This is a genomic window from Streptomyces sp. R302, assembly GCF_012927245.1.
In the GTDB taxonomy this organism is placed as follows: domain Bacteria; phylum Actinomycetota; class Actinomycetes; order Streptomycetales; family Streptomycetaceae; genus Streptomyces.
Window position 1 is genome coordinate 496,551 of sequence record NZ_JABBGE010000001.1, and the last position, 26,044, is coordinate 522,594.

General features: G+C 72.8%; 27 protein-coding genes. 15 read left to right on the forward strand and 12 right to left on the reverse strand.

From position 1 onward, the window contains the following. Positions 1 to 4 precede the first annotated feature (4 nt). From ybeY to HHL19_RS02190, 3 genes are read left to right on the forward strand one after another with little or no spacing between them, the layout of a single operon-like run. Entirely contained in the window at positions 5 to 502 is a 498-nt protein-coding gene (gene ybeY, locus HHL19_RS02180) for an rRNA maturation RNase YbeY (protein WP_169084941.1), read from the forward strand. Between the two features lie 13 nt (positions 503 to 515). Then, complete coding sequence (locus HHL19_RS02185) at positions 516 to 1,823, forward strand: hemolysin family protein (protein ID WP_169084943.1); 1,308 nt, start codon at positions 516 to 518, stop codon at positions 1,821 to 1,823. Beyond that, on the forward strand, positions 1,820 to 2,173 hold the full coding sequence (locus HHL19_RS02190) for an MmcQ/YjbR family DNA-binding protein (protein WP_169084945.1): 354 nt from the start codon (positions 1,820 to 1,822) through the stop codon (positions 2,171 to 2,173). The genes HHL19_RS02185 and HHL19_RS02190 overlap by 4 nt, the downstream gene beginning before the upstream one ends. A gap of 1 nt (position 2,174) precedes the next feature. Here HHL19_RS02190 and HHL19_RS02195 read toward each other — a convergent pair whose 3' ends face one another. Beyond that, positions 2,175 to 3,605: an MFS transporter gene (locus HHL19_RS02195; RefSeq protein WP_206324476.1), complete on the reverse strand. Its 1,431-nt coding sequence runs from the start codon at positions 3,603 to 3,605 to the stop codon at positions 2,175 to 2,177. 91 nt (positions 3,606 to 3,696) lie between these two features. Here HHL19_RS02195 and HHL19_RS02200 point away from each other — a divergent pair, with 91 nt between their 5' ends. From HHL19_RS02200 to HHL19_RS02230, 7 genes are all read left to right on the forward strand, one after another. Next, the gene (locus tag HHL19_RS02200; RefSeq protein ID WP_346768233.1) at positions 3,697 to 4,581 is read left to right on the forward strand and encodes a helix-turn-helix transcriptional regulator; all 885 of its coding nucleotides are present in this window, start codon (positions 3,697 to 3,699) and stop codon (positions 4,579 to 4,581) included. A 27-nt stretch (positions 4,582 to 4,608) separates the two neighbouring features. Next, positions 4,609 to 4,971, forward strand: coding sequence for a cytidine deaminase (locus HHL19_RS02205; RefSeq protein WP_169084951.1), 363 nt, complete (start codon positions 4,609 to 4,611; stop codon positions 4,969 to 4,971). Between the two features lie 198 nt (positions 4,972 to 5,169). Continuing rightward, on the forward strand, positions 5,170 to 5,652 hold the full coding sequence (locus HHL19_RS02210) for a hypothetical protein (RefSeq protein WP_169084953.1): 483 nt from the start codon (positions 5,170 to 5,172) through the stop codon (positions 5,650 to 5,652). 203 nt (positions 5,653 to 5,855) lie between these two features. Further along, a complete protein-coding gene (locus HHL19_RS02215) occupies positions 5,856 to 7,193 on the forward strand; it encodes a beta-xylosidase (protein ID WP_169084955.1) in 1,338 nt (445 codons plus the stop codon). 92 nt (positions 7,194 to 7,285) lie between these two features. Next, the gene (locus HHL19_RS02220) at positions 7,286 to 8,233 is read left to right on the forward strand and encodes a DUF916 domain-containing protein (RefSeq protein ID WP_169084957.1); all 948 of its coding nucleotides are present in this window, start codon (positions 7,286 to 7,288) and stop codon (positions 8,231 to 8,233) included. Positions 8,234 to 8,271: 38 nt separating this feature from the next. After that, positions 8,272 to 9,222 (forward strand): GTPase Era, encoded by a 951-nt coding sequence (gene era / locus HHL19_RS02225; protein ID WP_169084959.1) that lies wholly within the window; start codon positions 8,272 to 8,274, stop codon positions 9,220 to 9,222. Between the two features lie 2 nt (positions 9,223 to 9,224). Further along, the gene (locus HHL19_RS02230; protein WP_169084961.1) at positions 9,225 to 9,599 is read left to right on the forward strand and encodes a hypothetical protein; all 375 of its coding nucleotides are present in this window, start codon (positions 9,225 to 9,227) and stop codon (positions 9,597 to 9,599) included. Positions 9,600 to 9,682: 83 nt separating this feature from the next. On the opposite strand, the gene HHL19_RS02235 is transcribed toward HHL19_RS02230, so the two are convergent. Beyond that, positions 9,683 to 9,931: a protealysin inhibitor emfourin gene (locus HHL19_RS02235; protein WP_169084963.1), complete on the reverse strand. Its 249-nt coding sequence runs from the start codon at positions 9,929 to 9,931 to the stop codon at positions 9,683 to 9,685. A 22-nt stretch (positions 9,932 to 9,953) separates the two neighbouring features. Next, on the reverse strand, positions 9,954 to 10,997 hold the full coding sequence (locus HHL19_RS02240; protein ID WP_169084965.1) for a M4 family metallopeptidase: 1,044 nt from the start codon (positions 10,995 to 10,997) through the stop codon (positions 9,954 to 9,956). A gap of 294 nt (positions 10,998 to 11,291) precedes the next feature. On the opposite strand from HHL19_RS02240, the gene leuA reads away from it, so the two are divergent. Continuing rightward, the gene (leuA, locus tag HHL19_RS02245; protein WP_169084967.1) at positions 11,292 to 13,055 is read left to right on the forward strand and encodes a 2-isopropylmalate synthase; all 1,764 of its coding nucleotides are present in this window, start codon (positions 11,292 to 11,294) and stop codon (positions 13,053 to 13,055) included. 290 nt (positions 13,056 to 13,345) lie between these two features. Continuing rightward, positions 13,346 to 14,038: a TerB family tellurite resistance protein gene (locus HHL19_RS02250; RefSeq protein ID WP_169084969.1), complete on the forward strand. Its 693-nt coding sequence runs from the start codon at positions 13,346 to 13,348 to the stop codon at positions 14,036 to 14,038. A gap of 17 nt (positions 14,039 to 14,055) precedes the next feature. On the opposite strand, the gene HHL19_RS02255 is transcribed toward HHL19_RS02250, so the two are convergent. The 5 genes from HHL19_RS02255 to HHL19_RS02275 all read right to left on the reverse strand — a co-directional run bounded on the left by HHL19_RS02255 (position 14,056) and on the right by HHL19_RS02275 (position 20,037). Next, positions 14,056 to 15,426 (reverse strand): FAD-binding oxidoreductase, encoded by a 1,371-nt coding sequence (locus tag HHL19_RS02255; protein WP_169084971.1) that lies wholly within the window; start codon positions 15,424 to 15,426, stop codon positions 14,056 to 14,058. Between the two features lie 79 nt (positions 15,427 to 15,505). Beyond that, positions 15,506 to 17,155, reverse strand: a complete 1,650-nt coding sequence (locus tag HHL19_RS02260) for a helix-turn-helix transcriptional regulator (protein WP_346768234.1) — start codon at positions 17,153 to 17,155, stop codon at positions 15,506 to 15,508. A gap of 92 nt (positions 17,156 to 17,247) precedes the next feature. Continuing rightward, positions 17,248 to 18,615, reverse strand: coding sequence for an FAD-dependent oxidoreductase (locus HHL19_RS02265; protein ID WP_169084973.1), 1,368 nt, complete (start codon positions 18,613 to 18,615; stop codon positions 17,248 to 17,250). Positions 18,616 to 18,759: 144 nt separating this feature from the next. Next, the gene (locus tag HHL19_RS02270; RefSeq protein WP_169084975.1) at positions 18,760 to 19,563 is read right to left on the reverse strand and encodes a hypothetical protein; all 804 of its coding nucleotides are present in this window, start codon (positions 19,561 to 19,563) and stop codon (positions 18,760 to 18,762) included. Between the two features lie 33 nt (positions 19,564 to 19,596). Next, on the reverse strand, positions 19,597 to 20,037 hold the full coding sequence (locus HHL19_RS02275) for a hypothetical protein (RefSeq protein ID WP_169084977.1): 441 nt from the start codon (positions 20,035 to 20,037) through the stop codon (positions 19,597 to 19,599). 671 nt (positions 20,038 to 20,708) lie between these two features. Between HHL19_RS02275 and HHL19_RS02280 the strand changes: the two genes are divergently transcribed. The 3 genes from HHL19_RS02280 (at position 20,709) to HHL19_RS02290 (ending at position 22,646) form a co-directional block, all read left to right on the forward strand. Further along, positions 20,709 to 20,924: a hypothetical protein gene (locus HHL19_RS02280; RefSeq protein WP_169084979.1), complete on the forward strand. Its 216-nt coding sequence runs from the start codon at positions 20,709 to 20,711 to the stop codon at positions 20,922 to 20,924. A gap of 134 nt (positions 20,925 to 21,058) precedes the next feature. After that, positions 21,059 to 21,808 carry a DNA repair protein RecO gene (gene recO / locus HHL19_RS02285; protein WP_169084981.1) on the forward strand — a complete coding sequence of 250 codons (750 nt, stop codon included), beginning with the start codon at positions 21,059 to 21,061 and terminating at the stop codon, positions 21,806 to 21,808. Between the two features lie 13 nt (positions 21,809 to 21,821). Further along, entirely contained in the window at positions 21,822 to 22,646 is an 825-nt protein-coding gene (locus HHL19_RS02290) for an isoprenyl transferase (RefSeq protein WP_169084983.1), read from the forward strand. A gap of 149 nt (positions 22,647 to 22,795) precedes the next feature. Here HHL19_RS02290 and HHL19_RS02295 read toward each other — a convergent pair whose 3' ends face one another. The 4 genes from HHL19_RS02295 to HHL19_RS02310 are packed head-to-tail and all read right to left on the reverse strand — an operon-like array spanning position 22,796 to position 25,946. Beyond that, complete coding sequence (locus HHL19_RS02295) at positions 22,796 to 23,206, reverse strand: Fur family transcriptional regulator (RefSeq protein ID WP_169084985.1); 411 nt, start codon at positions 23,204 to 23,206, stop codon at positions 22,796 to 22,798. A 59-nt stretch (positions 23,207 to 23,265) separates the two neighbouring features. Continuing rightward, positions 23,266 to 24,162, reverse strand: coding sequence for a metal ABC transporter permease (locus tag HHL19_RS02300; protein ID WP_169084987.1), 897 nt, complete (start codon positions 24,160 to 24,162; stop codon positions 23,266 to 23,268). Positions 24,163 to 24,164: 2 nt separating this feature from the next. Further along, positions 24,165 to 24,929, reverse strand: coding sequence for a metal ABC transporter ATP-binding protein (locus tag HHL19_RS02305; RefSeq protein ID WP_169084989.1), 765 nt, complete (start codon positions 24,927 to 24,929; stop codon positions 24,165 to 24,167). Between the two features lie 9 nt (positions 24,930 to 24,938). Further along, a complete protein-coding gene (locus HHL19_RS02310) occupies positions 24,939 to 25,946 on the reverse strand; it encodes a metal ABC transporter substrate-binding protein (RefSeq protein WP_169084991.1) in 1,008 nt (335 codons plus the stop codon). Positions 25,947 to 26,044: the final 98 nt, after the last annotated feature.

Sequence of the window (26,044 nt, forward strand, 5' to 3'; positions counted from 1 at the left end):
GCACATGTCGATCGACGTCAACAACGAGTCCGGCACCGAGGTCGACGAGCAGGCGATCCTCGACGTCGCCCGCTACGCCCTCGGGCGCATGCGCATCCACCCGCTCTCCGAGCTCTCGGTGATCGTGGTGGACGCGGAGGCGATGGAGCAGCTCCACATCCAGTGGATGGACCTCCCCGGACCGACGGACGTCATGTCCTTCCCGATGGACGAGCTGCGCCCGCCGGCCAAGGACGACGAGGAGCCCCCGCAGGGCCTCCTCGGCGACATCGTGCTCTGCCCCGAGGTCGCCAAGAAGCAGGGCGAGGACGCCCCGACGAACCACTCCATGGACGAGGAGCTCCAGCTCCTCACCGTCCACGGCGTCCTCCACCTGCTCGGCTACGACCACGAGGAGCCGGAGGAGAAGGCCGAGATGTTCGGCCTCCAGGCGGCGATCGTCGACGGCTGGCGCGCGGAGAAGGGCCTCACCGGTCCGTCCCCGGCCCCGACCGTCAACTGACGCCGCGCGCCCGATGAGCATCCAGCTGATCCTCGGCGCGGTCGCCCTGGTCGTCGTCGCCTGGCTCGCCGCCTGCGCCGAGGCCGGGCTCGCCCGCGTCTCCGGCTTCCGCGCCGCCGAGGCCGTCCGCTCCGGGCGGCGCGGCGCGGCGAAGCTCTCCCAGGTCGCCTCCGACCCCACCCGCTACCTCAACGTGGCGCTGCTCGTCCGCGTCGCCTGCGAGATGGCGGCCGGCGTCCTCGTCACCTACGCCTGCCTGGAGTACTTCCCCGAGACCTGGGAGGCGCTCCTCGTCGCCATCGCCGTGATGGTCCTGGTCAGCTATGTGGCGGTCGGCGTCTCGCCGCGCACCATCGGCCGCCAGCACCCGCTGAACACGGCGACGGCGGCGGCGTACGTCCTCGTCCCGCTGGCCCGGATCATGGGCCCGATCCCGCAGCTGCTGATCCTCATCGGCAACGCGCTCACCCCGGGCAAGGGCTTCCGCAAGGGCCCGTTCGCCTCCGAGGCGGAGCTGCGGGCCATGGTCGACCTCGCCGAGCAGGAGTCGCTGATCGAGGACGAGGAGCGCCGGATGGTGCACTCGGTCTTCGAGCTCGGCGACACCCTCGTCCGGGAGGTCATGGTGCCCCGCACCGACCTGATCTGCATCGAGCGGTACAAGACCGTCCGGCAGGCCCTCACCCTGGCGCTGCGCTCCGGCTTCTCCCGGATCCCGGTGACGGGGGAGAACGAGGACGACATCGTCGGCATCGTCTACCTGAAGGACCTGGTCAGGAAGACGCACATCAACCGCGACGCCGAGGCCGACCTGGTCTCCACCGCGATGCGCGCCGCCGCCTTCGTCCCCGACACCAAGAACGCCGGCGACCTGCTGCGCGAGATGCAGCAGGAGCGCAACCACGTCGCCGTCGTCATCGACGAGTACGGCGGCACCGCCGGGATCGTCACCATCGAGGACATCCTGGAGGAGATCGTCGGCGAGATCACCGACGAGTACGACCGGGAGCTGCCGCCCGTCCAGGAGCTCGGCGACGAGTGCCACCGGGTCACCGCCCGCCTCGACATCGGCGACCTGGGCGAGCTGTACGGCTTCGGCCCGGACGAGTTCGACGACGAGGACGTGGAGACCGTGGGCGGTCTGCTCGCCAAGGCCCTCGGCCGGGTCCCGATCGCCGGCGCCTCCGCCGTCGTCGCCCTGCCGGACGGGCGGGAGCTGCGGCTCACCGCCGAGGCCCCGGCCGGCCGCCGGAACAAGATCGTCACCGTGCTCGTCGAGCCGGTCGCCCCGGCCGGCGCGGAGGGAGAGGACCCGGCATGACCCCCGAGCAGCTGCGCGCCTTCTGCCTGGAGTTCAACGACGCGAGCGAGGAGTTCCCCTTCGGCCCCGACACCTCGGTGTTCAAGGTGGCGGGGAAGCTGTTCGCGCTGTCCTGGCTGGACGGCGAGCCGCTGCGGGTCAATCTGAAGTGCGATCCGGAGGACGCCGTACGGCTCCGCGAGGAGCATCCGGCGATCACCCCCGGCTACCACATGAACAAGCGCCACTGGAACACGGTCGAGGTGGCCGGGCTCCCGGACCGGATGGTCCGGGAGCTCATCGAGGACTCGTACGACCTGGTCGTCGCGGGCCTGCCGAAGGCGGTACGGCTCCGGCTCGACCGGCCGTAGCTCACCGGGAGCGGCGCAGGCCCAGGGCGACCAGGACCGCCGCGCCGAGCACGATCGCCGCGTCCAGGGCGACGACGGTGCGCACCCCCTCGTACAGGCCGCCGCCGGTGGTGGCGAGGACGCCCAGCATCGGGATGCCGACGGTGAGGCCGACCTGCTGGGTGGTGGTGACCAGGCCGGTGGCCAGGCCCTGCTCCTCGTCCCGGACGCCCGAGGTGACCGTCAGGCCGTACGAGATGATCGCGCCGAGGTGGAACATCGAGGCGAGGGTGACCGCGACGGTCGCCACGACCGCGCCGGAGCGCTCGCCGATCCCGAGCAGCGCCGCCGTGAGGACCGCCTGCCCGGCGAGCGAGACGACGAGGGTGCGGCGGGCGCCGAGCCGCCCGACCACCTTCGGCGCGAACGTCCCCGCGAGGACCGAGAAGACGCCCTGGATCCCGAAGACGACGCCGGTGGCGAAGGCCGAGAGGCCCAGCGTGGACTGGAGGTAGAGGGTCAGGACGAAGACGATCGTCGACATCGTCGAGAAGGTGACGAGCCCGCCGAGGTTGCCGAAGGCGACCGTGCGGCGGCGGAGCATCGGCAGCGAGACCAGCGGCGCCGGGTGGCGGGACTCGACGATCACGAAGGCGGTCAGCAGGAGCAGCCCGCCGGCCAGGGAGACGAGCACGTCGGTGCCGCCGAAGCCGCGCTCGGCGGCGGTGGTCAGGGCGTAGATGAGGGCGAGCAGACCGCCGGTGACGGTGACGGCGCCGGGTATGTCGAGCCGGGGCCGGTCGGGGACGGGGGCACCTTCCGTGCCCTTGAGGCCATGGGGGCTGGACTCGGTGAGCAGGCCGGGGGCGAGCGGCAGCACGATCAGGGCGAAGACGGCGAGCAGGCCCATGGTGGAGCGCCAGCCGAGGGTGTCGGTCATGACGCCGCCGAGGACCATGCCGATGGTGAAGCCCAGCGACATCAGGGTGCCGGAGACGCCGAGCGCCCGGTCGCGCAGCGGGCCCTCAGGGAAGGAGGTGGTCAGCAGGGACATGCCGGTGGGCACGATCGCGGCGGCGCCGACGCCCTGGAGGGCGCGGCCGGCGAGGAAGGACGCCGGGTCCCAGGCGACGGTGGCGAGCACGGACGCGGCGGCGAAGAGGCCGAGGCCGCCGAGGAAGAGCCGCTTGCGGCCGTAGAGGTCGCCGATCCGGCCGAAGAGCAGCAGGAAGCCGCCGGAGGGCAGGGCGAAGGCGGTGACGGCCCACTGGAGGGCGGAGCGGTCGAGGCCGAGGTCGGCGCCGAGGACGGGCAGCGCGACGTTGAGGACGGAGAAGTCGAGCGCCACGATGAACTGGGCGGCGCACAGCACGAAGAGGAGGCGCCGGGAGCGGCCGGTGAGGGCGGGGGCGGGCGGTGCCGGTGCGGTCGGGGGAGAGGTCACGGTTGCCATGCCCACGACTGTCGCGGCCCGGGAACATCGCCGGGTAGCGGGTACTTATCCTGTTGGTCGCACCACCAGGCGTCCGGGGGAGGAAGCACACGTGGCCACAGCGGTGGAGTACACCGACGGCAAGGCGCACCGACTGGCCGAGCTGCGCGAGTTCCTGATGAGCCGTCGGGCCCGGGTGTCCCCGGCCGAGGCGGGTCTTCCGGACGGCGGCAGGCGTCGTACGCCGGGGCTGCGCCGGGAGGAGGTCGCCGTCCTCGCGGGCGTCGGGGTCAGCTGGTACCAGTGGCTGGAGCAGGGGCGCGACATCACGGTCTCGGCGCAGGTGCTGGACTCGGTGGCGCGGGTGCTGCGGCTGAGCCCGGCCGAGCGCCGCCATCTGTACGTCCTTGCGGCGCTGAACCCGCCGGCCCTCGAAGCCGCCCCGGAGGACCGGGACATGTGCGACGGGTTGCGGCGGCTGATCGAGGCGTGGATGCCGTTCCCGGCGCACATCATGGACGCGTACTGGAACACGGTGATGTTCAACGAGGCGGCGGCGGCCGTCTTCGGGCTGCGGGCGGACGTGCACCGCAACTGCCTGATCGACTTCTTCACCGACGAGATGTACCGGGCGCGGATGCGCGGCTGGGAGGAGCTGGCGCCGAAGGTGGTGGCGCAGTTCCGGTCGGCGTGCTCGGAGTGCCCGGACGACGAGGGCTTCCGGGCGGTGGTCGAGGAGGCGAAGGCGGTGAGCGCCGAGTTCGCGGAGCTGTGGGAGCGGCGGGACATCCTGCCCGGCGGCCAGAACCGCAAGGAGATGGACCACCCGGTGGCCGGGCTGCTCGTGGTGGAGGCCACCCAGCTGAGGGTGCCGGCCCGTCCCGACCTGGTGATCGTGCTGCACACGCCGCTGCCGGAGGCGCGGACCGCCGAGAAGCTGGAGTGGCTGGTGTCGCCGGAGGGGCGGCGGGGGGCGATGTACCCGCTGGCGGGCTGAGCGGGCGCCCCGACCTATGCTCGGTCCATGACACTCAGCAGTGAGCACGGCGAGCTCGGCCCCGAGGACCTGAAGATCATCACGCTGGCGCGCAGCGCCCGCGCCCGCAACGGCGTTCCCGAGGGCGCGGCGGTACGGGACGAGACCGGCCGTACGTACGTGGCGGGCACGGTGGAGCTGGCGTCGCTGAAGCTGAGCGCGCTGCGGACCGCCGTGGCGATGGCGGTGGCGAGCGGGGCGCAGTCGCTGGAGGCGGCGGCCGTGGTGTCGTCCGCCGAGGCCGCGTCGGAGGAGGACCGGGCGGCCGTGCGGGACCTGGGTGGGCCGGAGACGCCGGTGCTGCTCGCGGGGCCCGACGGACAGCTGCGTTCGGCCGTCACGGCGGGCTGAGGACGCTTCCTCGTAGGGCGGGGTCCGGCCGCGGCCGGACCCTTGCGCGTTTGTGAAGGATCTCCGCGACTTCTCTTGCCTTCCCATGCCGTCTGCGCGTCAATAGGCGGCGGACGGTCCGACGGACCGTCAGATCTGCGCCATTCCACGCAGCGCCCGCACCCCTGCGTTCGTCATCGGAAGGGGTACGAACCCGTCATGAGAAGAAGCAGCCTGGGGGCGGCCGGAGCCCTCGCGGCCGGACTCGCCGCCGCGTCCCTCGCCTTCGCGCCGACGGCCTCCGCCGCCGTCTCGCCGGGCATGGTCACCGCGACGTACGACTGCGGCAGCTGGGGCGGCGGCACCGCCACCCTCACCATGACCCACTCCGGCTCCACCGCCCAGGTGTCGATCACCGCTCCCGTGACCACGCCGATCGCGGTCGGCGCGGACTCGATCAGCTCCACGCTGATCCTGGACAACACCACCGGGCCCGACCGGACCTTCACCGGGAAGAAGAACCCGGCGATCCCGGCCGGGGGCACGGCGAAGCTGGGCCCGCTGACCGCCGGCAACGTGGTCGCCGGCGACAGGCTCGACTCCTACTTCGCCGGCGTCGCCCTCAAGCTGGTGATCTTCGGCATCACCGTGAACTGCGACGCGGTCACCTCGCAGTCCCCGGGGCCGTTCGTCATCAGCTGACCCCGCGCACGTCCTTCGCGACCGGTGCCACCCGGGTGGCACCGGTCCTCGCCATGCCCGCGCGAAATCCGGAGAAGTCACCACATCGACCGATCCCGCCATTATCTGATGGCCCATCAGTCAATGGGTTCCGTCGTTATTGACTTCTCTCGCCCCCCGGCCGTCAATGGCGCCCTCTCGACCCTCAGGAGGGGGCACACGCCATGACACTCACCCGAACCCGGGCGGCGGCCCGAAGACGGCGCTGGACCGCCGTGCTCGGCGCCACCGTCCTCGCGTTCGCGGCCGGCGGCGCGCTCGCCGCCCCCGCGCAGGCGACCGGCGCCGGACTCTCGGTGGAATTCCCCACCCGCTGCGTCCCGCCGCCCATCGCGGGCATCCCGCCCATCGAGGGCGTCACCACCGCCGTGATCTCGGTCGACAACGCCAGCCCCAAGGTCGGCGACACGGTGAGCGTGACCTACTCGATCACCAAGCCCGCCGCGTCGAACCCGGTGGACCTCGCGCTCCCGGCCGACATCCTCACCCCCACCGGCACGGTCGTCCTCGGCGGCGCGCAGACCGGCCAGGTGAACGTCACCGGACCCAAGAAGAACCCGCCGGTCCCCGGCAAGGGCGCCTTCCCCGGCTTCTCCATGACCGGCACCTTCACGGTCACCGCCCCCGGCGCGATCACCCTCTCGCCGGGCGACTACAACATCCACACCAGCTACATCATGGAGCTGGACACCCCCTGCACGGTCCTCGACCCGCCCGCCCCCGTCTCCGAGACGGTCCAGGCCGGCGACCAGACCGTGCCCAACGAGCGGACCCTCGAACTCGGCGCGTCCTCCGGCGCCCCGGCCACCCGGGTCACCGTCACCGGTGCCGAGTTCACCCCGCTCACCGAGGTGACCGTGGCCGCCAGGGCCGGAGCCGCCGAGACCGCCGACCGGATGACCGTCACCACCGACAGCGAGGGCGGCTTCGTCGCCCGGCTCAAGGTGAACGACCTCGCCACCACCGGGATCGTCGCGTACGAAGGCGGCAGCTGGAACGCGGAGAAGGGCGCCGGACCGCTCCCGTACCAGGTGATCGACGACACCCCGACCCCGCCGAACAGCCAGAAGATCACGGCCACCGTCCGGGCGGGCGAACTCTCCATGACCCAGGCCGGTGACGCCGTCGCGCTCTCCGCGGTCGACTTCGGCCAGGGCGGCGCGGCCACCGGAGCCCTCCAGACGGTGACGGTCAAGGACTTCCGCGGCGGCCCCGCCGGCTGGTCCGTGACCGGCAAGGTCACCGACTTCACCGGACCGGGCGGCGCCATCGGCGCCGACCAGCTCAGCTGGACCCCCGCCTGCGTCGCCGAGGAGGGCAGCCCCAGCGCCTGCACGGCCGGCTCCGCCGGACCCGTCGGCGCCGGCGCCACCCTCGCCTCCACGGCGAACGGCACGGTCACCGGCGGCGAGTTCACCCTCGACGCCGGACTCTCGCTCGACGTCCCGGCGTTCACCGCGCCCGGCGCCTACGCGGGCGTGCTCACGCTGACCCTGTCCTGACGGCGGCCGACGGGCCGGCCGGGCGCACCCCCGGCCGGCCCCTCGGCGCCCCTCACCCACCCCTCCCGACCGCACCCCCGGGGGTCCGCACCGTGCGACGCAAGCTGTACGTCCTCCTCCTGAGCGCCGCCCTGCCGCTCCTCGGGGCCCCGGCCGCCCACGCCGCCGAGAACGGCGAATGGGCCGTCTACCCGGCCGCCGCCCGGCTCGGCGAACGCCCCTACTACGTCCTCACCGCCGACCCCGGCGCCACCCTCCGCGACCAGGTCACCGTCGCCAACAAGACCGCCGCCCCGCTCACCTTCCGGCTCTACGGCGCCGACGCCTACAACACCGAGCGCGACGGAGGCTTCGCCGTCCGCACCCTCAAGGAGGAGCAGACCGGCGCCGGCGCCTGGATCGAGCCCGAGCGGACCACGGTCACCGTCCCGCCGCGCTCCGCCGTCACCGTCCCCTTCACCCTCACCGTCCCCGCCGACGCCGATCCCGGCGACCACCCCGGCGCGCTCGTCGCCCTCGACGAACGGATCACCCCGGCGGGCGGCGGCGGCGTCGCCATGGGCGTCCAGAGGGCCGTCGCCGCCCGCGTCTACCTCAAGGTCAGCGGCCCCGCCGTGCCCGCCCTCGCCGTCGAGGACGTCACCCTGGAGCAGGACCGGCCGCTCGTCCCCGGCACCAGGGACGGCACCGCCCTCGTCACGTACACCCTCCACAACCGCGGCAACGTCACCCTCAACCCCAAGGTCGTCCTCAGCGCCGAGGGACTCTTCGGGCGGACCCTGCTCGAACGCGACCTCGACCGGGTGCCGGCCGAACTGCTGCCCCGGCAGAAGATCCGGCTCACCGAGCGGTGGACCGGCTCCCCGCAGCTCGACTGGGGCGAGGTGACCCTCACCGCCACCGCGAAGGACGTCCGCGAGAGCGCCGGCGTCCCCTTCCTCGCGGTGCCCTGGCTCGCCGCCGCGGTGCTCGCCCTGGGGGCCGCCGGAGGCCTCGTCGGGTGGCGGATCCGGCGCCGCCGGGCCCGGCGGGGGCACTGAGTGCGTGACGCGGCCGCGCATCGGGGACAATGGCCCCCATGAGCGTGCGCAGTGAAGACACCGATGAGAACACCGCCCCCCACCGGGCGGGCTTCGCCTGCTTCGTCGGGCGCCCCAACGCGGGCAAGTCCACCCTCACCAACGCTCTGGTCGGACAGAAGGTGGCGATCACCTCCAACCGCCCCCAGACCACCCGGCACACCGTGCGCGGCATCGTGCACCGCCCGGACGCCCAGCTGATCCTGGTCGACACCCCGGGCCTCCACAAGCCGCGCACCCTCCTCGGCGAGCGGCTCAACGACGTCGTCCGCACCACCTGGGCCGAGGTCGACGTCATCGGCTTCTGCCTGCCCGCCGACCAGAAGCTCGGCCCCGGCGACCGCTTCATCGCCAAGGAGCTCGCCGAGATCAAGAAGACCCCCAAGGTCGCCATCGTCACCAAGACCGACCTGGTCGACTCCAAGACCCTCGCCGAGCAGCTGATCGCCATCGACCAGCTCGGCCGCGAGCTCGGCATCGAGTGGGCCGAGATCGTGCCCGTCTCCGCCGTCGGCGACAAGCAGGTCAAGCTCGTCGCCGACCTGCTCATCCCGCTCCTGCCGAAGTCCCCGCCGCTCTACCCGGAGGGCGACCTCACGGACGAGCCGGAGCAGGTCATGGTCGCCGAGCTCATCCGCGAGGCCGCGCTCGAAGGCGTACGCGACGAGCTGCCGCACTCCATCGCGGTCGTCGTCGAGGAGATGATCCCCCGCGAGGGCCGCCCCGCCGACCGACCGCTGCTCGACATCCACGCCAACGTGTACATCGAGCGCCCCAGCCAGAAGGGCATCATCATCGGCCCCAAGGGCAGCCGCCTGAAGGAGGTCGGGATGAAGTCCCGCAAGCACATCGAGGCCCTCCTCGGCACCCCGGTCTTCCTCGACCTGCACGTCAAGGTCGCCAAGGACTGGCAGCGCGACCCCAAGCAGCTCCGCCGCCTCGGCTTCTAGCCGTGCTCGACGCCGAGACCGGGCGCTTCGTCGACGCGGCGGTCGCCCTGCCGCCCGCCGCCCTGGCCACCGCCTGGGACCGCGTCGTCGACGACCGGGCCCGGGGCGGCCGGGAGGCCTCCCTCGCGGCGCGCCCGTCGGCGGCGCGGGACTCGGCGCTGGTGCACCGGGTCCGCTCGGCGCTCCTGCCCCGCGCCGACGAGCTGAACGGCCACCTCGACGGGCTCCACTCCGACGCGAAGTCCGCGATCTGCATGGCCTCCCGCGCGGTCCTCGCACGCGGACGGCTCACCCCGGAGCAGTACGCCCTCCTCGTCACCCCCTTCACCGACCTGGGCGTCCCGGCCCCGCCGCACCCGACCGTGGACCTGCCCTGAGACGGCGTGCCGGCATGACGCCGTGACGCAGACCGGCAAGGGGAAGAAGTCCGGCTTCCGGAGCCGTCTCTTCGGGCGCCAGGTCACGCGCCTTCCTTGAGGACCCTCGTCACGAGGGTCCGCTGGGCGTCCGTGAGGTGGGGGTCGGCGCACCGCACCGTCCGGCCGTCGACCGTGATCTCGTACGAGAAGCCGTCCGGGACGCCCCGGGCGGCTTCCGGCGCCGTGAGGACGGCGGAGGCCAGGGACTCCCACTCGGGGCCCGAGACCTCCACCTCCGCCGACCGCTCGATGCCCGCGAAACCACCGGTGCGCCGCACTCGAATCCGCATGGGCCCTGTCTACCAGCCCGGCTCAGTCGGTGGGTACGCCCACGGCCGCCCACGCCTTCGTCACGGCCTGGATCTCCGCCGCGTCGCCGTACCGCGCCTTCGCCGCCGCCACCGTGGCCGCCGCGAACTCCGAGAAGCGCGTTTCGGGCGTCAGCGTGCCGCCCGTCATCACGTCGTACCAGATCCGCCCGGCCCGGTCCCAGGCGTGGCCGCCGAGCTCGGTCGCCACCAGGTAGAACGCGTGGTTGGGGATGCCGGAGTTGATGTGCACCCCGCCGTTGTCCCGGCCGGTGCGCACGTAGTCGTCCATGTGGGCGGGCTGCGGGTCCTTGCCGAGGACGTCGTCGTCGTACGCGGTCCCCGGCGCCTTCATGGAGCGCAGCGCCGTCCCCTCCACGTCCGGGTGGAAGAGGCCCTCGCCGATCAGCCAGTCGGCCTGCTCGGCGGTCTGGCCGAGCGAGTGCTGCTTCACCAGCGAGCCGAAGACGTCGGAGACGGACTCGTTGAGCGCGCCGGACTGGCTGAAGTACTCCAGGTTCGCCGTGTACTGGGTGAAGCCGTGCGCCAGCTCGTGGCCGATGACGTCCACGGGGAGGGTGAAGTCGAGGAAGATCTCGTCGTCGCCGTCGCCGAACACCATCTGCTCGCCGTTCCAGAAGGCGTTGCCGTACTTCTCGTCGTAGTGGACGGTCGCGAGCAGCGGCAGCCCGGCGCCGTCCATGGAGTCGCGTCCGAAGGCGTCCCGGAAGAGCGCGAAGGTGGCGCCGAGGCCCGCGTAGGCGCGGTTGACGGTGGCGTCGGCCGTCGCCTCCTCGCCCTCGTCGCGGACCTTCACCCCGGGCAGCCCGGTACGCCGCTGGGCGTCGTACACGGTCCGGCGCGGGGCCGCGGGCTCCGCCGGCGCGCCGGAGGGGGCGACGGCCGTGCGGGGCAGGACCCGGGCGGTACGGGCCGAGGCGTCGGCGATCAGGGTGCGGCGGGCGGCCGCGGCGACGGCCGGGTTCGCGGAGGCCGCGAGGTGCTCCAGGAGGTGGGGCGGCACGATCGTGCAGAAGGGGGAGGTCATACCCGGCAATGTGGCACTGCGCGACGCGACTGTCACGAGTTGTGACAGGGATTGGCGAAATGGAGTGATGAGTCACCTTTCGGCCTTGACGACACCGCCGTCCCGCATACTGGAACAGGACGTCCGCCTTCCCCGGGCCTGGGCTATGGTGACGCACATCATGCGTTTCGGGCTGCTTCTCCTTAGCTGCCGCGGCGAGGGCCTGTAGTCGTAGGCCGACCCCCTCCCCGCGGGTTTCGGTGTTGCGTTCGACAGTCGGCCGTCCCCCGTGAAGGACCCGAGGAGCCCTACGCAATGTCCCAGTCTCCGTTCGTCAGCCGTCCGACGCCGATCACCAACGCGACGCACCTGCAGCAGCCGTCCGGGATGCCGATCCACAAGTACGGCCGGTACGAGGCCGTCGAGATCCCCGACCGCACCTGGCCCGAGCAGCGGATCACCAAGGCGCCCCGCTGGCTGTCGACCGACCTGCGCGACGGCAACCAGGCCCTGATCGACCCGATGTCCCCGGCCCGCAAGCGCGAGATGTTCGACCTGCTGGTACGCCTGGGCTACAAGGAGATCGAGGTCGGCTTCCCGTCCTCCGGCGAGACCGACTTCGCCTTCGTCCGCTCCATCATCGAAGAGGGCGCGATCCCGGACGACGTCACCATCTCCGTCCTGACCCAGGCCCGCGAGGACCTGATCGAGCGGACCGTGGAGTCCCTGGTCGGCGCCCACCGCGCCACCGTCCACCTGTACAACGCCACCGCGCCGACCTTCCGCCGGGTCGTCTTCCGCGGCTCCAAGGACGACATCAAGCAGATCGCCGTCGACGGCACCCGTCTGGTGATGGAGTACGCCGAGAAGCTGCTGGGCCCGGAGACCACCTTCGGCTACCAGTACAGCCCGGAGATCTTCACCGACACCGAGCTGGACTTCGCCCTGGAGGTCTGCGAGGCCGTCTGCGACGTGTGGCAGCCCGGCCCCGGCCGCGAGATCATCCTCAACCTGCCCGCCACCGTGGAGCGTTCGACGCCGTCCACGCACGCGGACCGCTTCGAGTGGATGTCCCGCCACCTGACCCGCCGCGAGCACGTCTGCCTGTCCGTGCACCCGCACAACGACCGCGGTACGGCCGTGGCCGCCGCCGAGCTGGCCATCATGGCCGGCGCCGACCGCATCGAGGGCTGCCTGTTCGGGCAGGGCGAGCGGACCGGCAACGTCGACCTGGTCACCCTGGGCATGAACCTGTTCAGCCAGGGCGTCGACCCGCAGATCGACTTCTCGCAGATCGACGAGATCCGCCGGACCTCCGAGTACTGCAACCAGATGGAGGTCCACCCGCGCCACCCCTACGCGGGCGACCTGGTCTACACGGCCTTCTCCGGCTCCCACCAGGACGCCATCAAGAAGGGCTTCGACGCCATGGAGGCCGACGCGGCCGCCCAGGGCAAGACCGTCGACGACATCGAGTGGGCCGTCCCGTACCTGCCCATCGACCCGAAGGACGTCGGCCGCTCCTACGAGGCCGTCATCCGGGTCAACTCGCAGTCCGGCAAGGGCGGCATCGCGTACGTCCTGAAGAACGACCACAAGCTGGACCTGCCCCGCCGGATGCAGATCGAGTTCTCCCGGATCATCCAGGCCAAGACCGACGCCGAGGGCGGCGAGGTCACCCCGGCGGCGATCTGGTCCGTCTTCCAGGACGAGTACCTGCCCAACCCGGAGAACGCCTGGGGCCGCATCCAGCTGCGCTCCGGCCAGTCCACGTCGGACACGGACGGCACCGACACGCTGCGCGTCGAGGCGGTCGTCGACGGCGTCGACACCGTCCTGACCGGCTCCGGCAACGGCCCGATCTCCGCCTTCTTCGACGCCCTGCAGTCGATCGGTGTGGACGCCCGCCTGCTGGACTACCAGGAGCACACCATGAGCGAGGGCGCCTCCGCGCAGGCCGCCTCGTACATCGAGTGCGCCATCGACGGGCGCGTGCTGTGGGGCATCGGCATCGACGCCAACACCACCCGCGCCTCCCTGAAGGCGGTCATCTCGGCGGTCAACCGCTCCGCGCGCTGACCCCGCGCGCGTGCGTACGGCGCCCCGCCCCTCCGACCGGGGGGCGGGGCGCCGTCGCCTGGGCCCCACTCGTTTCCGCCCCCTCCGCGACCACCCCGGAGGGTGATCTCGCGACGACGGATTCGGCCGTCGGGCCCGGTGTCATCGGCGCCGCCGGGCCCGAAACCCGGGCGTCATGTCTCGGCCATCTCCGGTGCGAACTACGGACGAGGTGCTGACGTCACATCAAGGATGTGGCTAACATCACGCCAACGCACCGGCAGTGCAGCCGGGCCGTTGAGGAGGTGCGCGTGCGTTCTGCCAGGAAAACACGTGGTGGGAAGCTGACCGTCTGCGGGATCCGCACCTCCTGGAACACCATCGGCGACGGCGAGTTCTTCTGCGAGGAGTGCGGCGGCGACCGCAACTACCGGCGGCGCACCGGACGCCGCCGGTTCGCCGTCCTCGGCGTCCCGCTCGTGCCCCGGGGCTGTACGGGGCCGGTGGTGGAGTGCGCCGCCTGCCAGACCCGCTTCGGCACCGAGGTCCTGGACCGGCCCACCACCGGACGGTTCTCGGCCCTGCTGCGGGACGCCGTCCACACCGTCGCCCTCGCCGTCCTCACGGCCGGCGGCACCGGCTCCCGCGAGGTCCTCGACCGGGCCGTGCACGCCGTCCGCTCCGCCGGATACGCCGACTGCACGGCCGTCCAGCTCGTCGACCTGGTCGAGGCCCTGGAGGCGGACACCGGCCGCTTCATGCCCGAGATCAACCCCGAGGGCGCCCTCCTCGCCATCGAGATCCACGAGGCGGTCGCCCCGCTCACCCCGCACCTGGAGCCGGTCGGCCGGGAGACGCTGCTGCTCCAGGCGGCCGGCATCGCGCTGGCCGACGGCGGCTACAGCCCCGCCGAGCAGGAGGTCCTGGGCACCGTCGGCACGGCGCTCGGCCTGCCGCCCGAGGACGTCCTGCGGCTGCTCGCCACCGCCCGCACGGTCTCCTGACCTTCGGCGCGACCGGCCTACGGGACGATGTTCTGGTTGAGCCGGAACACGTTGTCGGGGTCGTAGCGGCGCTTCACCTCCCGCAGCCGCGCGTAGTTCTGCCGGTAGTTGACCCGGACCCGGTCCTGGTCGTCGGTGTCCATGAAGTTCACGTACCCGCCGGCCTCGGTGTGCGGGCGCAGCGCGCCGTCGTAGGCGCGGGTCCAGGCCACGTTCGCGGCGGTGCCGGACGGGTCGGTCCAGGTGGCGCCGAAGGAGTGCGAGACGTCCGCGTCCCGGTAGGCGAAGGCGGTCTCCTCCGGCCCGGTCCGGTGGCAGGCCCCGTCGATGGGGAAGAGCGCGGTGTCCGACTCCATGGTCGGCATGGTCGCGCCGTACTCGGCGTGCGCGGCGGCGGCCCCGGCGCTCAGACCGCGGCTGAAGTTCCCCTTCCAGTAGTGGTGGAGCCCGGCGGGCAGCTGCGCGTCGAAGAGGGTGTTGATCACCGGGTACGGCATCCGCTCCATGAACCGGCCCACGACGGGGCCCAGGGCGTCGAGGAGCGCCAGGGTCTTTCCGTCGCCTTCGGGCGGGCCGCTGGAGCAGGTGAACGCGGCGCAGATCGGGCGCCCGTGCCAGCGCTCCGGCAGGAACGGTTCCTCCGGGCCGAGGGCCAGCACCATGATGACGTTCAGCTCCTCCGGCGCGGCGGTGACGGCCTCGTACCAGGCGCGGATCACCGCCGGGTCCAGCGGATAGCAGGTCAGCCCGCCGAAGACCTCGGTCAGCGGGTGCAGCCGGTAGCGGAACTCGGTGACCACCCCGAAGTTCCCGCCGCCGCCGCGCAGCGCCCAGAACAGGTCGGGCCGGCGCTCGGCGTCGCAGGAGACGAGGGTGCCGTCGGCGGTGACGACCTCCGCGCCCGTCAGGTTGTCGCAGCTCAGGCCGTACCGGCGGGCGAGGTGGCCCATGCCGCCGCCGAGGGTCAGCCCGGCGATGCCGGTCGTGGAGATCACCCCGCCGGTGGTGGCGAGCCCGAAGGCGTGGGCGGCGTGGTCGAAGTCGCCCCAGGTGGCGCCCCCGCCGGCCCGGGCCGTCCGGGCCTCCGGGTCGACCCGTACCTCCCGCATCGGGGAGAGGTCCACCACCAGGCCGTCGTCGACCGTGCCGAAGCCGGCCACCGAGTGGGCGCCGCCGCGCACCGCGAGCGGGAGGCCGCGCTCCCGCGCGTGGCGGACCGCCGCGATCACGTCGCCGGCGTCCACGGCGTGGACGACGACGGCCGGCCGGCGGTCGTGCAGGGCGTTGTAGACCCGCCGGGACTCCTCGTACGAGGGGTCGCCGGGGGTGACGACGGTGCCGCGCACGGCACCGCGGAGCGTGTCCAGGGTCTCCGTCGAAGTGGTCATGCTCCCGGTGTACGCGGCCGGGCCCGGCGGCCGCGTCGCCCGTACCGCCCATCTCCGGGGGCGCCGCCGGATGGGCCGTTCAGACCAGGCCGTGCGCGTAGGCGTAGGCGGTCGCGGCGGAGCGGGAGGAGACGCCCAGCTTGGCGAAGATGTTGTTGAGGTGCCGGGCGACCGTGTGCTCGCTGATCACCAGGGCGCGGGCGACGCCCTTGTTCGTGGCGCCGCCGGCGACGAGCCGCAGCACCTCGGCCTCGCGGGCGGTCAGTCCGCCCGGCAGCCGGCGCCGGGCGGCCGCCGAGAGCAGCGCGGCGGCCCGGCGGGCGTCGGGCGCGGCGCCGAGCCGCTCGAAGCCGTCCCGGGCGAAGGCGAGTTCGAGGCGGGCGGCCTCCTCGTCCCCGGCCGCCCGGTCGGCCGCCGCGACCAGCATCCGGGTCTGCGCCGCCTCGTAGGGCACCCGCAGCCGCAGCCAGCCGTCGAGGGCCCGGCGCAGCAGCGGCAGCGCCGCCTCGGGGTCCTCGGCCAGGGCCACCGCGCCGGTCGCGGTGTCGGCGAGGGCGCGCAGCAGCGGCACGTCACCGGCGAGCGCGTCCAGCTCGGCCGCCGCGCCGGCCGCGTCCCGTACGGCTCCGACGGCGAGGGAGACCTCGGTGGCGGCGGCGAGGAGCCGGGCCCGGGCCAGCGGGCCCCGGTGGGTGTCCTGGCAGGCGAGCGCGAGCCGCAGCCCGGCCGCCGCCGCGTCGGCGCGGCCCTGGGCGAGCCGCAGCAGGGCGAGCCCGGGCTGGGGGAGCAGGCCCAGCTCGTGGGCGTGGGAGTAGGAGCGGGCCGCCTCGTCGAGCCGGCCCTGGCGGCGCTGTACGTCACCGGCGGCGCGGTAGGCGGCGGCCGCCGACTCCAGGCAGTCCACCGGCACCTCCCGGCAGGCCCGCCGCGCCTCCTCCTCGGCCGCCGTCCAGTCGCCGAGCAGGCCGAGGACCTCGACCCGGTGGGACCGGCAGACCCCGCGGAAGGGGTTCTCGCCGTCGTCCGTGGTGGCGCACCACTCCATCGCGGTACGGGTCCACTCCACGGCCCGGCCGAAGTCGGCCGTCTCCATGCACTGGGTGAGGGCCAGGCAGTACAGCCAGCCGGTGAAGAGGCCGCTCAGCTCGCCGGCCTCGGCCGCGCACATGGCCTCGTCGAGGAGCGCGAGCCCTTCGGCGCGGCGGCCCTGGGCGAGGAGGGCGGCGGAGCCCGCCTGGCGGCTGAGGGCGAGGAGGTCGGGGCTGCCGGAGCGTTCGGCGAGCAGGTTCATGCGGGCGGTCGCGGCGAGCGCTGCGGCCCCGTCGCCGCGGGCGGTGGCCTCCTCGGCGTCGGTCCAGGCGAGGAAGGACTGCTCGGGGCAGGGCGGCAGCCCGTCCAGGTGGTGGCGGGCGCGGTGCAGCCAGCCCGCGGCGACGGCGGGCCTGCCGAGGCCGGCGTACTCGTAGTGGAGCCACCAGGCGTCAAGGCCGGCGCTCCGGTGGTCGCCGGCGGCGACGTGGGCGGAGTGCGCCCGCAGCCGGGCGGCGACGGACTCGTCGAGGTGCCCGGACCACCAGGCGGCGTCGGAGAGCGCGTCGAGGTCCTCGGCGGTCAGCGCCTGGTCCGGGTGCCGGTCGCAGGCGTGTAGCAGCGCGTACGCCTCTCCCCAGGCCTCGCGCGCCACGGCGTCCCGGGCCCGCCCGGCCCGGTCGATCACGGGTGCGGACACGTGCCTCACCCCTTCCGGTCCCTCCAGCCTAGGACGGGACGCGCGAAGGGGGCACCCGGTGGGTGCCCCCTTCGCGCGCGGTGGTGTGCCGGTCAGTCGATGGCGCCGCTCGCGCGGAGCATGTCCTCGCGCTCGACGATCTTCACGCGCTCGCGGCCCTGCGGCTCGCCCAGCGCCTTCTCGGCGGCGTCGAGCGCGTACCAGCCCTCCCACGTGGTGTAGGTGAGGCCCTTGCCCTCCAGGAAGGCGACGATCGCGTCGGTCTCCGGGTTCGCGGGGGTGAGGAGCCGGCCGGCGGCGAAGTCCTCCAGGAGGTTCGCGACGGTCTCGTTGGCGTCGCCCTTGGTGTGGCCGATGAGGCCGACCGGGCCGCGGCGGATCCAGCCGGTGACGTAGGTGGAGGCCATCGGCTCGGTGCCCTCCATGACCCGGCCGCCCTCGTCGGGGACGGTGCCGCTGATGGTGTCCCAGGGGAGCTTGGGCAGCTCGTCGGAGAGGTAGCCGACGGCGCGGTAGACGGCCTGGACGTCCCAGTCGGTGGTGGCTCCGGTGCCCTTCACGTTCCCGGTGCCGTCGAGCTCGGTGCGCTCGGTGCGCAGGCCGACGACCTCGCCGTTCTCGCCGAGGATCTCGACGGGCGACTCGAAGAAGTGCAGGAAGAGCTTGTGCGGGCGGTCGCCGACGTCGCGGATCGCCCAGTTCTCCAGGGTCTTGGCGACCATGTCGGTCTGCTTGTTCTTGCGCCGCTCGGCGATCGAGCCCTCGTCGTAGTCGATGTCCTCGGGGTTGACGATGACCTCGATGTTGGGGGAGTGGTCCAGCTCGCGCAGCTCCATGGGGCTGAACTTGGCCTGGGCCGGGCCGCGGCGGCCGAAGACGTGGACCTCCAGGGCCTTGTTGGCCTTGAGGCCCTCGTACACGTTGGCCGGGATCTCGGTCGGCAGCAGCTCGTCGGCGGTCTTGGCGAGGATGCGGGCGATGTCGAGGGCGACGTTGCCGACGCCGAGGACGGCGACCTTCTCGGCGGACAGGTCCCAGGTGCGCGGGACGTCCGGGTGGCCGTCGTACCAGGAGGCGAAGTCGGCGGCGCCGAGCGAGCCCTTCAGCTCCACGCCGGGGATCTTCAGCTCGCGGTCGGCCATGGCGCCGGTGGAGAAGACCACGGCGTCGTAGAAGGAGCGCAGGTCGTCGAGGTGGACGTCGGTGCCGTAGTCGATGTTGCCGAAGAGGCGGACCTGCGGCTTGTCGAGGACCTGGTGGAGGGCGGTGATGATGCCCTTGATCCGCGGGTGGTCGGGGGCGACGCCGTAGCGGATGAGGCCGAAGGGGGCCGGCATCCGCTCGAAGATGTCGATGGACACGCCCGGCTCGGTGGCGGTGTCGGACTTCAGCAGCGCGTCGGCGGCGTAGATGCCGGCGGGGCCGGCGCCGACGATCGCGACCCGGAGGGGGCGGGGCATGACTGATTCCCTTCGCATACGGGGTGCGGCGAAGCCGCCGACACTTAGGCCACCCTAATGAACCCCGCGCGGGAAGCGGTACCCGACCCTGGCCTATGCCCCCATAAGGCGAACTTATGACTTCTCAAAGGAGGGCTGGGGTGCTCAGTCGATGAGGAAGAGGACGGTCATCACGGCGGTCAGCAGGGTCAGCGCGGCGCCGCCGAAGAGCAGGACCACCCCGGCCAGGGCGTTCACCAGCTGCGTGAACGGGGGTGACAGCACGAGCACGTCCGCGGGGTCGTCCGGGGGGAAGGCCACGGGGACCGACGGCTCGGGCCGGCTGTGGAGGAGGCCGCGCCAGGCACCGGTCCCGTCCGGGTAGATGTACCCGCCGCGGGTGGCCCGGACGGCGGTCGTCGTGACGCCGTGGGTGAGCAGCCACTTCTCCCGCCGCGAGCGCCCCGCGCCGTACGCCCCGCACCAGAGCGCCAGCCAGCTCAGCCCGCCGAGCGGGATCAGGATGACGGCCAGGTCCCCCTCGCCCAGCGCCGCGGCGATCACGATGAGGGCGACGAGCGCCAGCAGATAGGCCAGTACGCCCCGCAGGAGCCGGCGGTGGAACGTCTTCCGCCAGGTCGGGCGGAGCGAGCGGATCACCGCGAAGGGGGCGCCGTCGACGTCGTCGCTGTCCGTGCGGTTCGCGAGCAGCGCGTTGATCCCGTCGGCGAAGCGGACCGCCGCCTCCGCGTCCACGTCGTCGATCCGGTGGACGAGCGGCGTCGTCCCGGCCCTCGACCGCAGCTCGATCAGGACCGTCCGCCCCTCGGCGCGTATCCGGCCGAGCCCGTCGGCGGTGAAGGTGACCTGCTCGGTCGGGAGGTCCAGGACCAGACCGCCGTCTTCGGCGAACAGGACGGTTCCCTCCCGGCCCCGGAGCACCGGGAGGGAGGAGAGGGGTGTCGACATGGGCGTGATCGTAGAGCCGGGGACGGGTCCGGGTCAGCCCCTTGTCGTGATCACCGCGGACACCGTGAAGACCGCGAACACCGCCAGGGCGATGAGCAGGACGGTGACGGCGACCGGCTTCCAGGGGACGCCATGGGTCCAGGGGGTGCCGGCGGGCTCCGGGGCGCCGGGCGCGCGGGTGGTGACGAGCGCGGCGCCGTCGGGGGCCGGGTCCGCGGGGAGCGCGGCCGTCACGGCCTCCCCGAAGGCGAGCGCGGCGGCCTCGTCGACACCGGTGACGCGGTAGATCGTCGGCTCGGTCGCGCCCGAGGCGGTCAGGACGATCGCGAGCGACCGGCCCTCGGCGTGGACGAAGGAGATCGCCGCCAGCGGTATGTGGTGTTCCTTGTCCGGCCGGTGCAGGGTGACCGGCCCGCCCGCGAAGTGGAGAACCGATTCGCCACCGTGCAGGACCAGAGAAGGGGTGGCCGTCATCGTCCGCGTTCCTCCGCCGCCGTCGGTCGGTCCCGGGGCGCCGCCGGGCGGCAGGGCGACGCTCCCTCGCCGATCGTAGGGGCACCGGCACTCCCCGCACCACGTCCGGGCCCCCGGAGGCCGCTCCGGACGGACCGCCCCGCGCGCTCCCTTCACGCGCCCCCGGCGCACGCCGGAGCGAAAACCGAAGGCTCCGGGAACAATTCCACGACGCCCCGGGACGACAGTTCGACAATCCTCCGGATTTACGGGACTTCAGCGATTCCGCGACCGACCCGACGGCCGCGAATCGAATCATCCGCTCGAACATCCCGCCCCCGGTGGCGTGCGGGAACGTCCCGAACTCCCTTGGTGCGTCCGACGATTCTACGGAGCACGGGTCGCCCGGGAGTGGGGAAGCGGGAAATGGATTCAGAAAGGCATACGTTGGTGAAGGAAGACACCAGAAGAGAACGACCACGGGGGAAGTCGGAGCGAGCGCGGCGCGCGGAGCCGGAATTGCGCGGGAACGGCGCGGAGGGAATCACCCCCCGGCCCGGACCCGGCGGCAGGCGGCCCCGCCGCTCCGCCGTCCCCTCGGCCGCTCGTTCGCTCGTTCGCAAGGGACACCGCACGGTGGCCAGGCCCGGCGCACCCCGCCGGCCCGGGGCCGCCGGGGAGGAGGGCCGGTCATGGCACTGCAGATCGGTGCGTACGTCGTGGAGATCCGCACCGGGCGGGTCGCGAGAGTGATGGGCCACGAGGGCCCGTACGTCCAGATCCGCCCGCTCGGCGGCGGACGCGAGTGGGACGTCGCCCCCGAGGAGGTCCGCGAGGCCACCTCCGCGGAGCGCCTCAGCGCCGCCACCGCCCACGCCAACGCCCGCAGCCGCGGCGAGGTCCCCTGAAGAAGCAGGGCCCCCTGAAGCGGCGGGCCCCCTGAAGCGGCGAGGCCCCTGAAGCGGCGAGGCCCCTGAAGCGGCGGGACCCCGTCGCGGACGGGCGGCCCGCGCCGCCACCCGCGTACGGGAGAATGGGGCCCATGAGTCTGTTCCGTGACGACGGCGTCGTGCTGCGCACCCAGAAGCTGGGCGAGGCGGATCGCATCATCACGATCCTCACGCGCGGCCACGGGCGGGTGCGGGCCGTCGCGCGCGGAGTGCGGCGGACCAAGTCGAAGTTCGGGGCGCGGCTCGAACCCTTCTCCCACGTGGACGTGCAGTTCTTCGCCCGCGGCAGCGAGCTCGTCGGCCGCGGCCTGCCGCTCTGCACCCAGAGCGAGACCATCGCCGCGTACGGCGGCGGCATCGTCACCGACTACGCCCGCTACACCGCCGGCACCGCCATGCTGGAGACCGCGGAGCGCTTCACCGACCACGAGGGCGAGCCGGCCGTCCAGCAGTACCTCCTGCTCGTGGGCGGACTGCGGACCCTCGCCCGCGGCGAGCACGCCCCCCACCTCATCCTCGACGCCTTCCTCCTCCGCTCCCTCGCCGTCAACGGCTACGCGCCCAGCTTCTCGGACTGCGCGAAATGCGGACTCGACGGCCCCAACCGCTTCTTCTCGGTCGCCGCGGGCGGCGTCATATGCGGCGACTGCCGGGTGCCCGGAAGCGTCGTACCCTCGGCGGAGGCCATCGGCCTGCTCAGCGCCCTGCTCACCGGCGACTGGGCGACGGCGGACGCGTGCGAGCCGCGTCACGTCAGGGAGGGCAGCGGGCTCGTGTCCGCCTATCTGCACTGGCACCTGGAGCGCGGCCTGCGCTCCCTGCGGTACGTAGAGAAAAGCTAGGAGAGACCACGTCATGGCCATCGCACGACTCCTCGGGCGCCAGCGTCGGGAGTACAGGACCCCCGAGCCGCACCCGTCCGGCGCCCGCCCGCCGAAGCTCCAGGCCGAGCTTGTGCCGCAGCACGTCGCGATCGTCATGGACGGCAACGGCCGCTGGGCCAAGGAGCGCGGACTGCCCCGCACCGAGGGCCACAAGGTCGGCGCCGAGCAGGTGCTCGACGTGCTCCAGGGCGCGATCGAGATGGGCGTCGGCGCGATCTCGCTGTACGCCTTCTCCACCGAGAACTGGAAGCGCTCCCCCGAGGAGGTGCGCTTCCTGATGAACTTCAACCGCGACTTCATCCGCAAGACCCGCGACCAGCTCGACGAGCTCGGCATCCGGGTCCGCTGGGTCGGCCGCATGCCCAAGCTGTGGAAGTCGGTCGCCAAGGAGCTCCAGGTCGCCCAGGAGCAGACCAAGGACAACACCAAGCTCACGCTGTACTTCTGCATGAACTACGGCGGCCGCGCGGAGCTCACGGACGCGGCGCAGGCGCTCGCGGAGGACGTGAAGGCGGGCCGGCTCGACCCGGCGAAGATCACCGAGAAGACGATCCAGAAGTACCTCTACTACCCGGACATGCCGGACGTGGACCTCTTCCTGCGGCCCAGCGGCGAGCAGCGCACCTCCAACTACCTGATCTGGCAGAGCGCGTACGCCGAGATGGTCTTCCAGGACGTGCTGTGGCCCGACTTCGACCGCCGCGACCTGTGGCGCGCCTGTGTCGAGTACGCCCAGCGCGACCGCCGCTTCGGCGGCGTCGACCCGGCCGACCTCGCCGTCCTCGACAAGGCGTAGGCCCGGCCGGCGGAGAGGGGGACGCGTCCCGCTGCGGCACGGCCGCACCGCGCGGTACTGGACCGCCACCTCACCCGCATGCGACGGGCACGGGAAGGGGCCCGCACTGGAATCGTCCGGTGCGGGCCCCTTCCCTGTCGGTTTCCGGCCTACTTCGCCGCGCACTCCGCGCAGGTGCCGAAGATCTCGACGGTGTGCGCCACGTTCACGAAGCCGTGCTCCGCGGCGACCGTCTCGGCCCACTGCTCCACCATCGGGCCCTCGACCTCGACGGCCTTGCCGCAGGCGCGGCAGACGAGGTGGTGGTGATGGTCGTCGGACGAGCAGCGGCGGTAGACCGTCTCGCCTTCGCTGGTGCGCAGCGCGTCCACCTCGCCCGCGTCCGCCAGCGACTGGAGGGTGCGGTAGACGGTGGTCAGGCCGACCGAGTCGCCGCGATGCTTGAGCATGTCGTGCAGCTCCTGGGCGCTGCGGAACTCGTCCACTTCGCTCAGCGCGGCCGACACGGCGGCGCGCTGCCTGGTGGAGCGGCCGCGTACGGGGGGTCCTGCCGTCGCCACGGGGGCCTCCTTGATGTATCCGTTGCCCCCGCCATTCTGCCAGTCCCCCCTGTGCCGGGTCAGACCCTGACGTCGTCCGTCGGCCGCCGGGTCTCCGGCACGCAGCGGGCGTCGCACTCCGCCGCCGCCCGTTCGGCGATCCGTGCCCGCCGTCGGGCGAGCGGAGTCGCCAGTACGGCGAGGGCGATGAAGACGCCGATCGCGAGGAGCACGATCGTCGCGCCCGGCGGTACGTCCTGGTAGTACGAGGTGATCGTGCCGGACAGGGTGACGCCGGTGCCGATGAGGACGGCGAGCACGAAGGTGGCCTTGAAGGACCGGGTCAGCTGCTGGGCCGCCGCGACCGGGACCACCATGAGCGCGCTGACCAGGAGCAGGCCGACGACCCGCATCGCGACGGTCACGGTGACGGCCGCGGTGATCGCGATCAGCAGGTTGAGCAGCCGCACCGGCAGGCCGGTGACGCGGGCGAACTCCTCGTCCTGGCTGACGGCGAAGAGCTGGCGGCGCAGACCGACGGTGACGAGGATCACGAAGGCGGCGAGGAGTGCGATCGCGGTGATGTCCTCCGACGAGACCGTGGAGAGCGAGCCGAAGAGGTACGAGGTCAGGTTGGCGTTGGAACCGGTCGTCGAGAGGCTGGTCAGCATGACGCCGCCGGCCATGCCGCCGTAGAAGAGCAGCGCGAGCGCCAGGTCGCCGCGGGTCCTGCCGTACGCCCGGATCAGCTCCATGGCGACGGAACCCGCGATCGCGACGAGGGTCGCCATCCACACCGGGCTGGAGTTGAGCAGGAAGCCGAGGCCCACGCCCGTCATCGCCACGTGGCCGATGCCGTCGCCCATCAGCGCCTGGCGGCGCTGGACGAGGTAGATGCCGACGGCGGGGGCGGTGATGCCGACGAGGACGGCCGCGAGGAGCGCCCGCTGCATGAAGGCAGGTTCGAGGAAGTCCATGGTCAGGTCAGCAGTCCCGTGCGGAGCGGCTCGTCGGCCGCGTGGGGGTGGACGTGGTCGTGGCCGGGCAGCGCGTGCTGGCCGACGGCCTTCGGGGGCGGGCCGTCGTGGACGACGCAGCCGTCGCGGAGGACGACGGCCCGGTCGATCAGCGGCTCCAGCGGGCCCAGTTCGTGCAGGACGAGGAGGACGGAGGTGCCGCCGGCGACCTGCTCGCGCAGGGTGGCGGCGAGGATCTCCTGGCTGCCGAGGTCCACGCCGGCCATCGGCTCGTCCATGATCAGGAGGTCGGGTTCGGAGGCGAGCGCGCGGGCGATGAGGACCCGCTGGTGCTGGCCGCCGGAGAGGGCGGTGACGGCGTCCCTGGCGCGGTCGGCGAGGCCGACCAGCTCCATGGCCCGCTGGACGGCGGCCTTGTCGGCCTTGGACACCCAGCCGAACCTGCGGCGGGCGAGCCGGCCCGAGGCGACGACCTCGCGGACGGTGGCGGGGACGCCGCTCGCGGCGGTGGTGCGCTGGGGGACGTAGCCGACCCGGGCCCAGTCGCGGAACCGCTTCCGGTCGGTGCCGAACAGCTCGATGGAGCCGCCGGTCAGCGGCACCTGGCCGATGACCGCGCGGACGGCGGTGGACTTGCCGGAGCCGTTGGCGCCCAGCAGGGCGACGACCTCGCCGCGGCCGACGGTGAGGTCGACGCCCCGCAGCACGGGGCGGGCGCCGAGGGCGGCGGTGGCTCCGCGGACGGAGATGACGGGGTCGTCGTTCACGGGTGTCTCCTACTTGGCGCCGAGCGCGGACTTCAGGGCGGCGAGGTTGGCCTGCATGACCTCGATGTAGTCATCGCCCCGGGACTTGTCCGTGATTCCCTCCAGCGGGTCGAGCACGTCGGTCTTCAGACCGGTGTCCTGCGCCAGGGTCTTCGCGGTCTTGTCGCTCGCGAGGGTCTCGAAGAAGACGGTGGTGACCTTGTCCGCCTTCGCGATGTCCTGGAGCTCCTTGATGCGGGCGGGGCTCGGCTCCGACTCGGGGTCGACGCCGGAGATGCCCTCCTGGTCCAGGTGGTAGCGCTCGGCGAGGTAGCCGAAGGCGGAGTGGGTGGTGATGAAGGTGCGGGTCGTGGTGTTCTTCAGGCCCGTCTCGAACCGGGTGTCCAGGTCGCCGAGCTTCTTCACCAGGGCGGCGGTGTTCTTCTCGTAGTCGGCGGCGTGGTCCGGGTCGGCCTTCGCGAAGGCGGCGCCGACGCCCTTGGCGACCTCGGCGTACTTCACGGGGTCGAGCCAGACGTGCGGGTCGGTGCCGGACTCGGAGCCGTGGTCGTGGCCCTCGTGGGACTCCTCCTCGGCGTGCTCCTCGCCCGCGTGGGCCTCGCCCTCGTGCTCGTGCCCCTCGCCGGCCCCGGTGCCGTGGGCTTCGAGGGTGGTGAGGGTGGCGGCGTCGACGGTGGTCTTCACGCCGGCCTGGGCGATGGCCTCGTCGACGGCGGGCTGGATGCCCTTGAGGTAGAGGAGGACGTCGGCGTCGGCGAGCTCGCCGATCTGCCGGGGCTTGAGCTCCAGGTCGTGGGGTTCGACGCCGGGCTTGGTCAGGGTCTGGACGGCCACGTGGCCGCCGCCTATCTGCTCGGCCAGGTACTGCATGGGGTAGAACGACGCGACGACGTCCAGCTTGCCGTCCGTTCCCTTGTCGGCGGCCGAGGAGTCCCCGCCGCAGGCGGTGAGGGTGACGAGACCGAGGGCGACGGCTCCGGCGACGGCGGTGGTGGGTATCAGACGGCGTACGTTCATGACACTCATTTTCAACAAAATTGGAAACGGTTGTCAATTGCCCGGGGCGGCTCCGGGGTGTGGTCCCGGCCACCCCGGAGCCGCCGGCATACCGATTT

Coding starts and splice junctions, on each gene's coding strand:
- ybeY (WP_169084941.1), top strand. CDS start 5: ATGTCGATCGACGTCAACAACGAGTCCGGCACCGAGGTCGACGAGCAG.
- HHL19_RS02185 (WP_169084943.1), top strand. CDS start 516: ATGAGCATCCAGCTGATCCTCGGCGCGGTCGCCCTGGTCGTCGTCGCC.
- HHL19_RS02190 (WP_169084945.1), top strand. CDS start 1,820: ATGACCCCCGAGCAGCTGCGCGCCTTCTGCCTGGAGTTCAACGACGCG.
- HHL19_RS02195 (WP_206324476.1), bottom strand. CDS start 3,605: ATGGCAACCGTGACCTCTCCCCCGACCGCACCGGCACCGCCCGCCCCC.
- HHL19_RS02205 (WP_169084951.1), top strand. CDS start 4,609: ATGACACTCAGCAGTGAGCACGGCGAGCTCGGCCCCGAGGACCTGAAG.
- HHL19_RS02210 (WP_169084953.1), top strand. CDS start 5,170: ATGAGAAGAAGCAGCCTGGGGGCGGCCGGAGCCCTCGCGGCCGGACTC.
- HHL19_RS02215 (WP_169084955.1), top strand. CDS start 5,856: ATGACACTCACCCGAACCCGGGCGGCGGCCCGAAGACGGCGCTGGACC.
- era (WP_169084959.1), top strand. CDS start 8,272: ATGAGCGTGCGCAGTGAAGACACCGATGAGAACACCGCCCCCCACCGG.
- HHL19_RS02235 (WP_169084963.1), bottom strand. CDS start 9,931: ATGCGGATTCGAGTGCGGCGCACCGGTGGTTTCGCGGGCATCGAGCGG.
- HHL19_RS02240 (WP_169084965.1), bottom strand. CDS start 10,997: ATGACCTCCCCCTTCTGCACGATCGTGCCGCCCCACCTCCTGGAGCAC.
- leuA (WP_169084967.1), top strand. CDS start 11,292: ATGTCCCAGTCTCCGTTCGTCAGCCGTCCGACGCCGATCACCAACGCG.
- HHL19_RS02255 (WP_169084971.1), bottom strand. CDS start 15,426: ATGACCACTTCGACGGAGACCCTGGACACGCTCCGCGGTGCCGTGCGC.
- HHL19_RS02265 (WP_169084973.1), bottom strand. CDS start 18,615: ATGCCCCGCCCCCTCCGGGTCGCGATCGTCGGCGCCGGCCCCGCCGGC.
- HHL19_RS02270 (WP_169084975.1), bottom strand. CDS start 19,563: ATGTCGACACCCCTCTCCTCCCTCCCGGTGCTCCGGGGCCGGGAGGGA.
- HHL19_RS02275 (WP_169084977.1), bottom strand. CDS start 20,037: ATGACGGCCACCCCTTCTCTGGTCCTGCACGGTGGCGAATCGGTTCTC.
- HHL19_RS02280 (WP_169084979.1), top strand. CDS start 20,709: ATGGCACTGCAGATCGGTGCGTACGTCGTGGAGATCCGCACCGGGCGG.
- recO (WP_169084981.1), top strand. CDS start 21,059: ATGAGTCTGTTCCGTGACGACGGCGTCGTGCTGCGCACCCAGAAGCTG.
- HHL19_RS02290 (WP_169084983.1), top strand. CDS start 21,822: ATGGCCATCGCACGACTCCTCGGGCGCCAGCGTCGGGAGTACAGGACC.
- HHL19_RS02300 (WP_169084987.1), bottom strand. CDS start 24,162: ATGGACTTCCTCGAACCTGCCTTCATGCAGCGGGCGCTCCTCGCGGCC.
- HHL19_RS02310 (WP_169084991.1), bottom strand. CDS start 25,946: ATGAACGTACGCCGTCTGATACCCACCACCGCCGTCGCCGGAGCCGTC.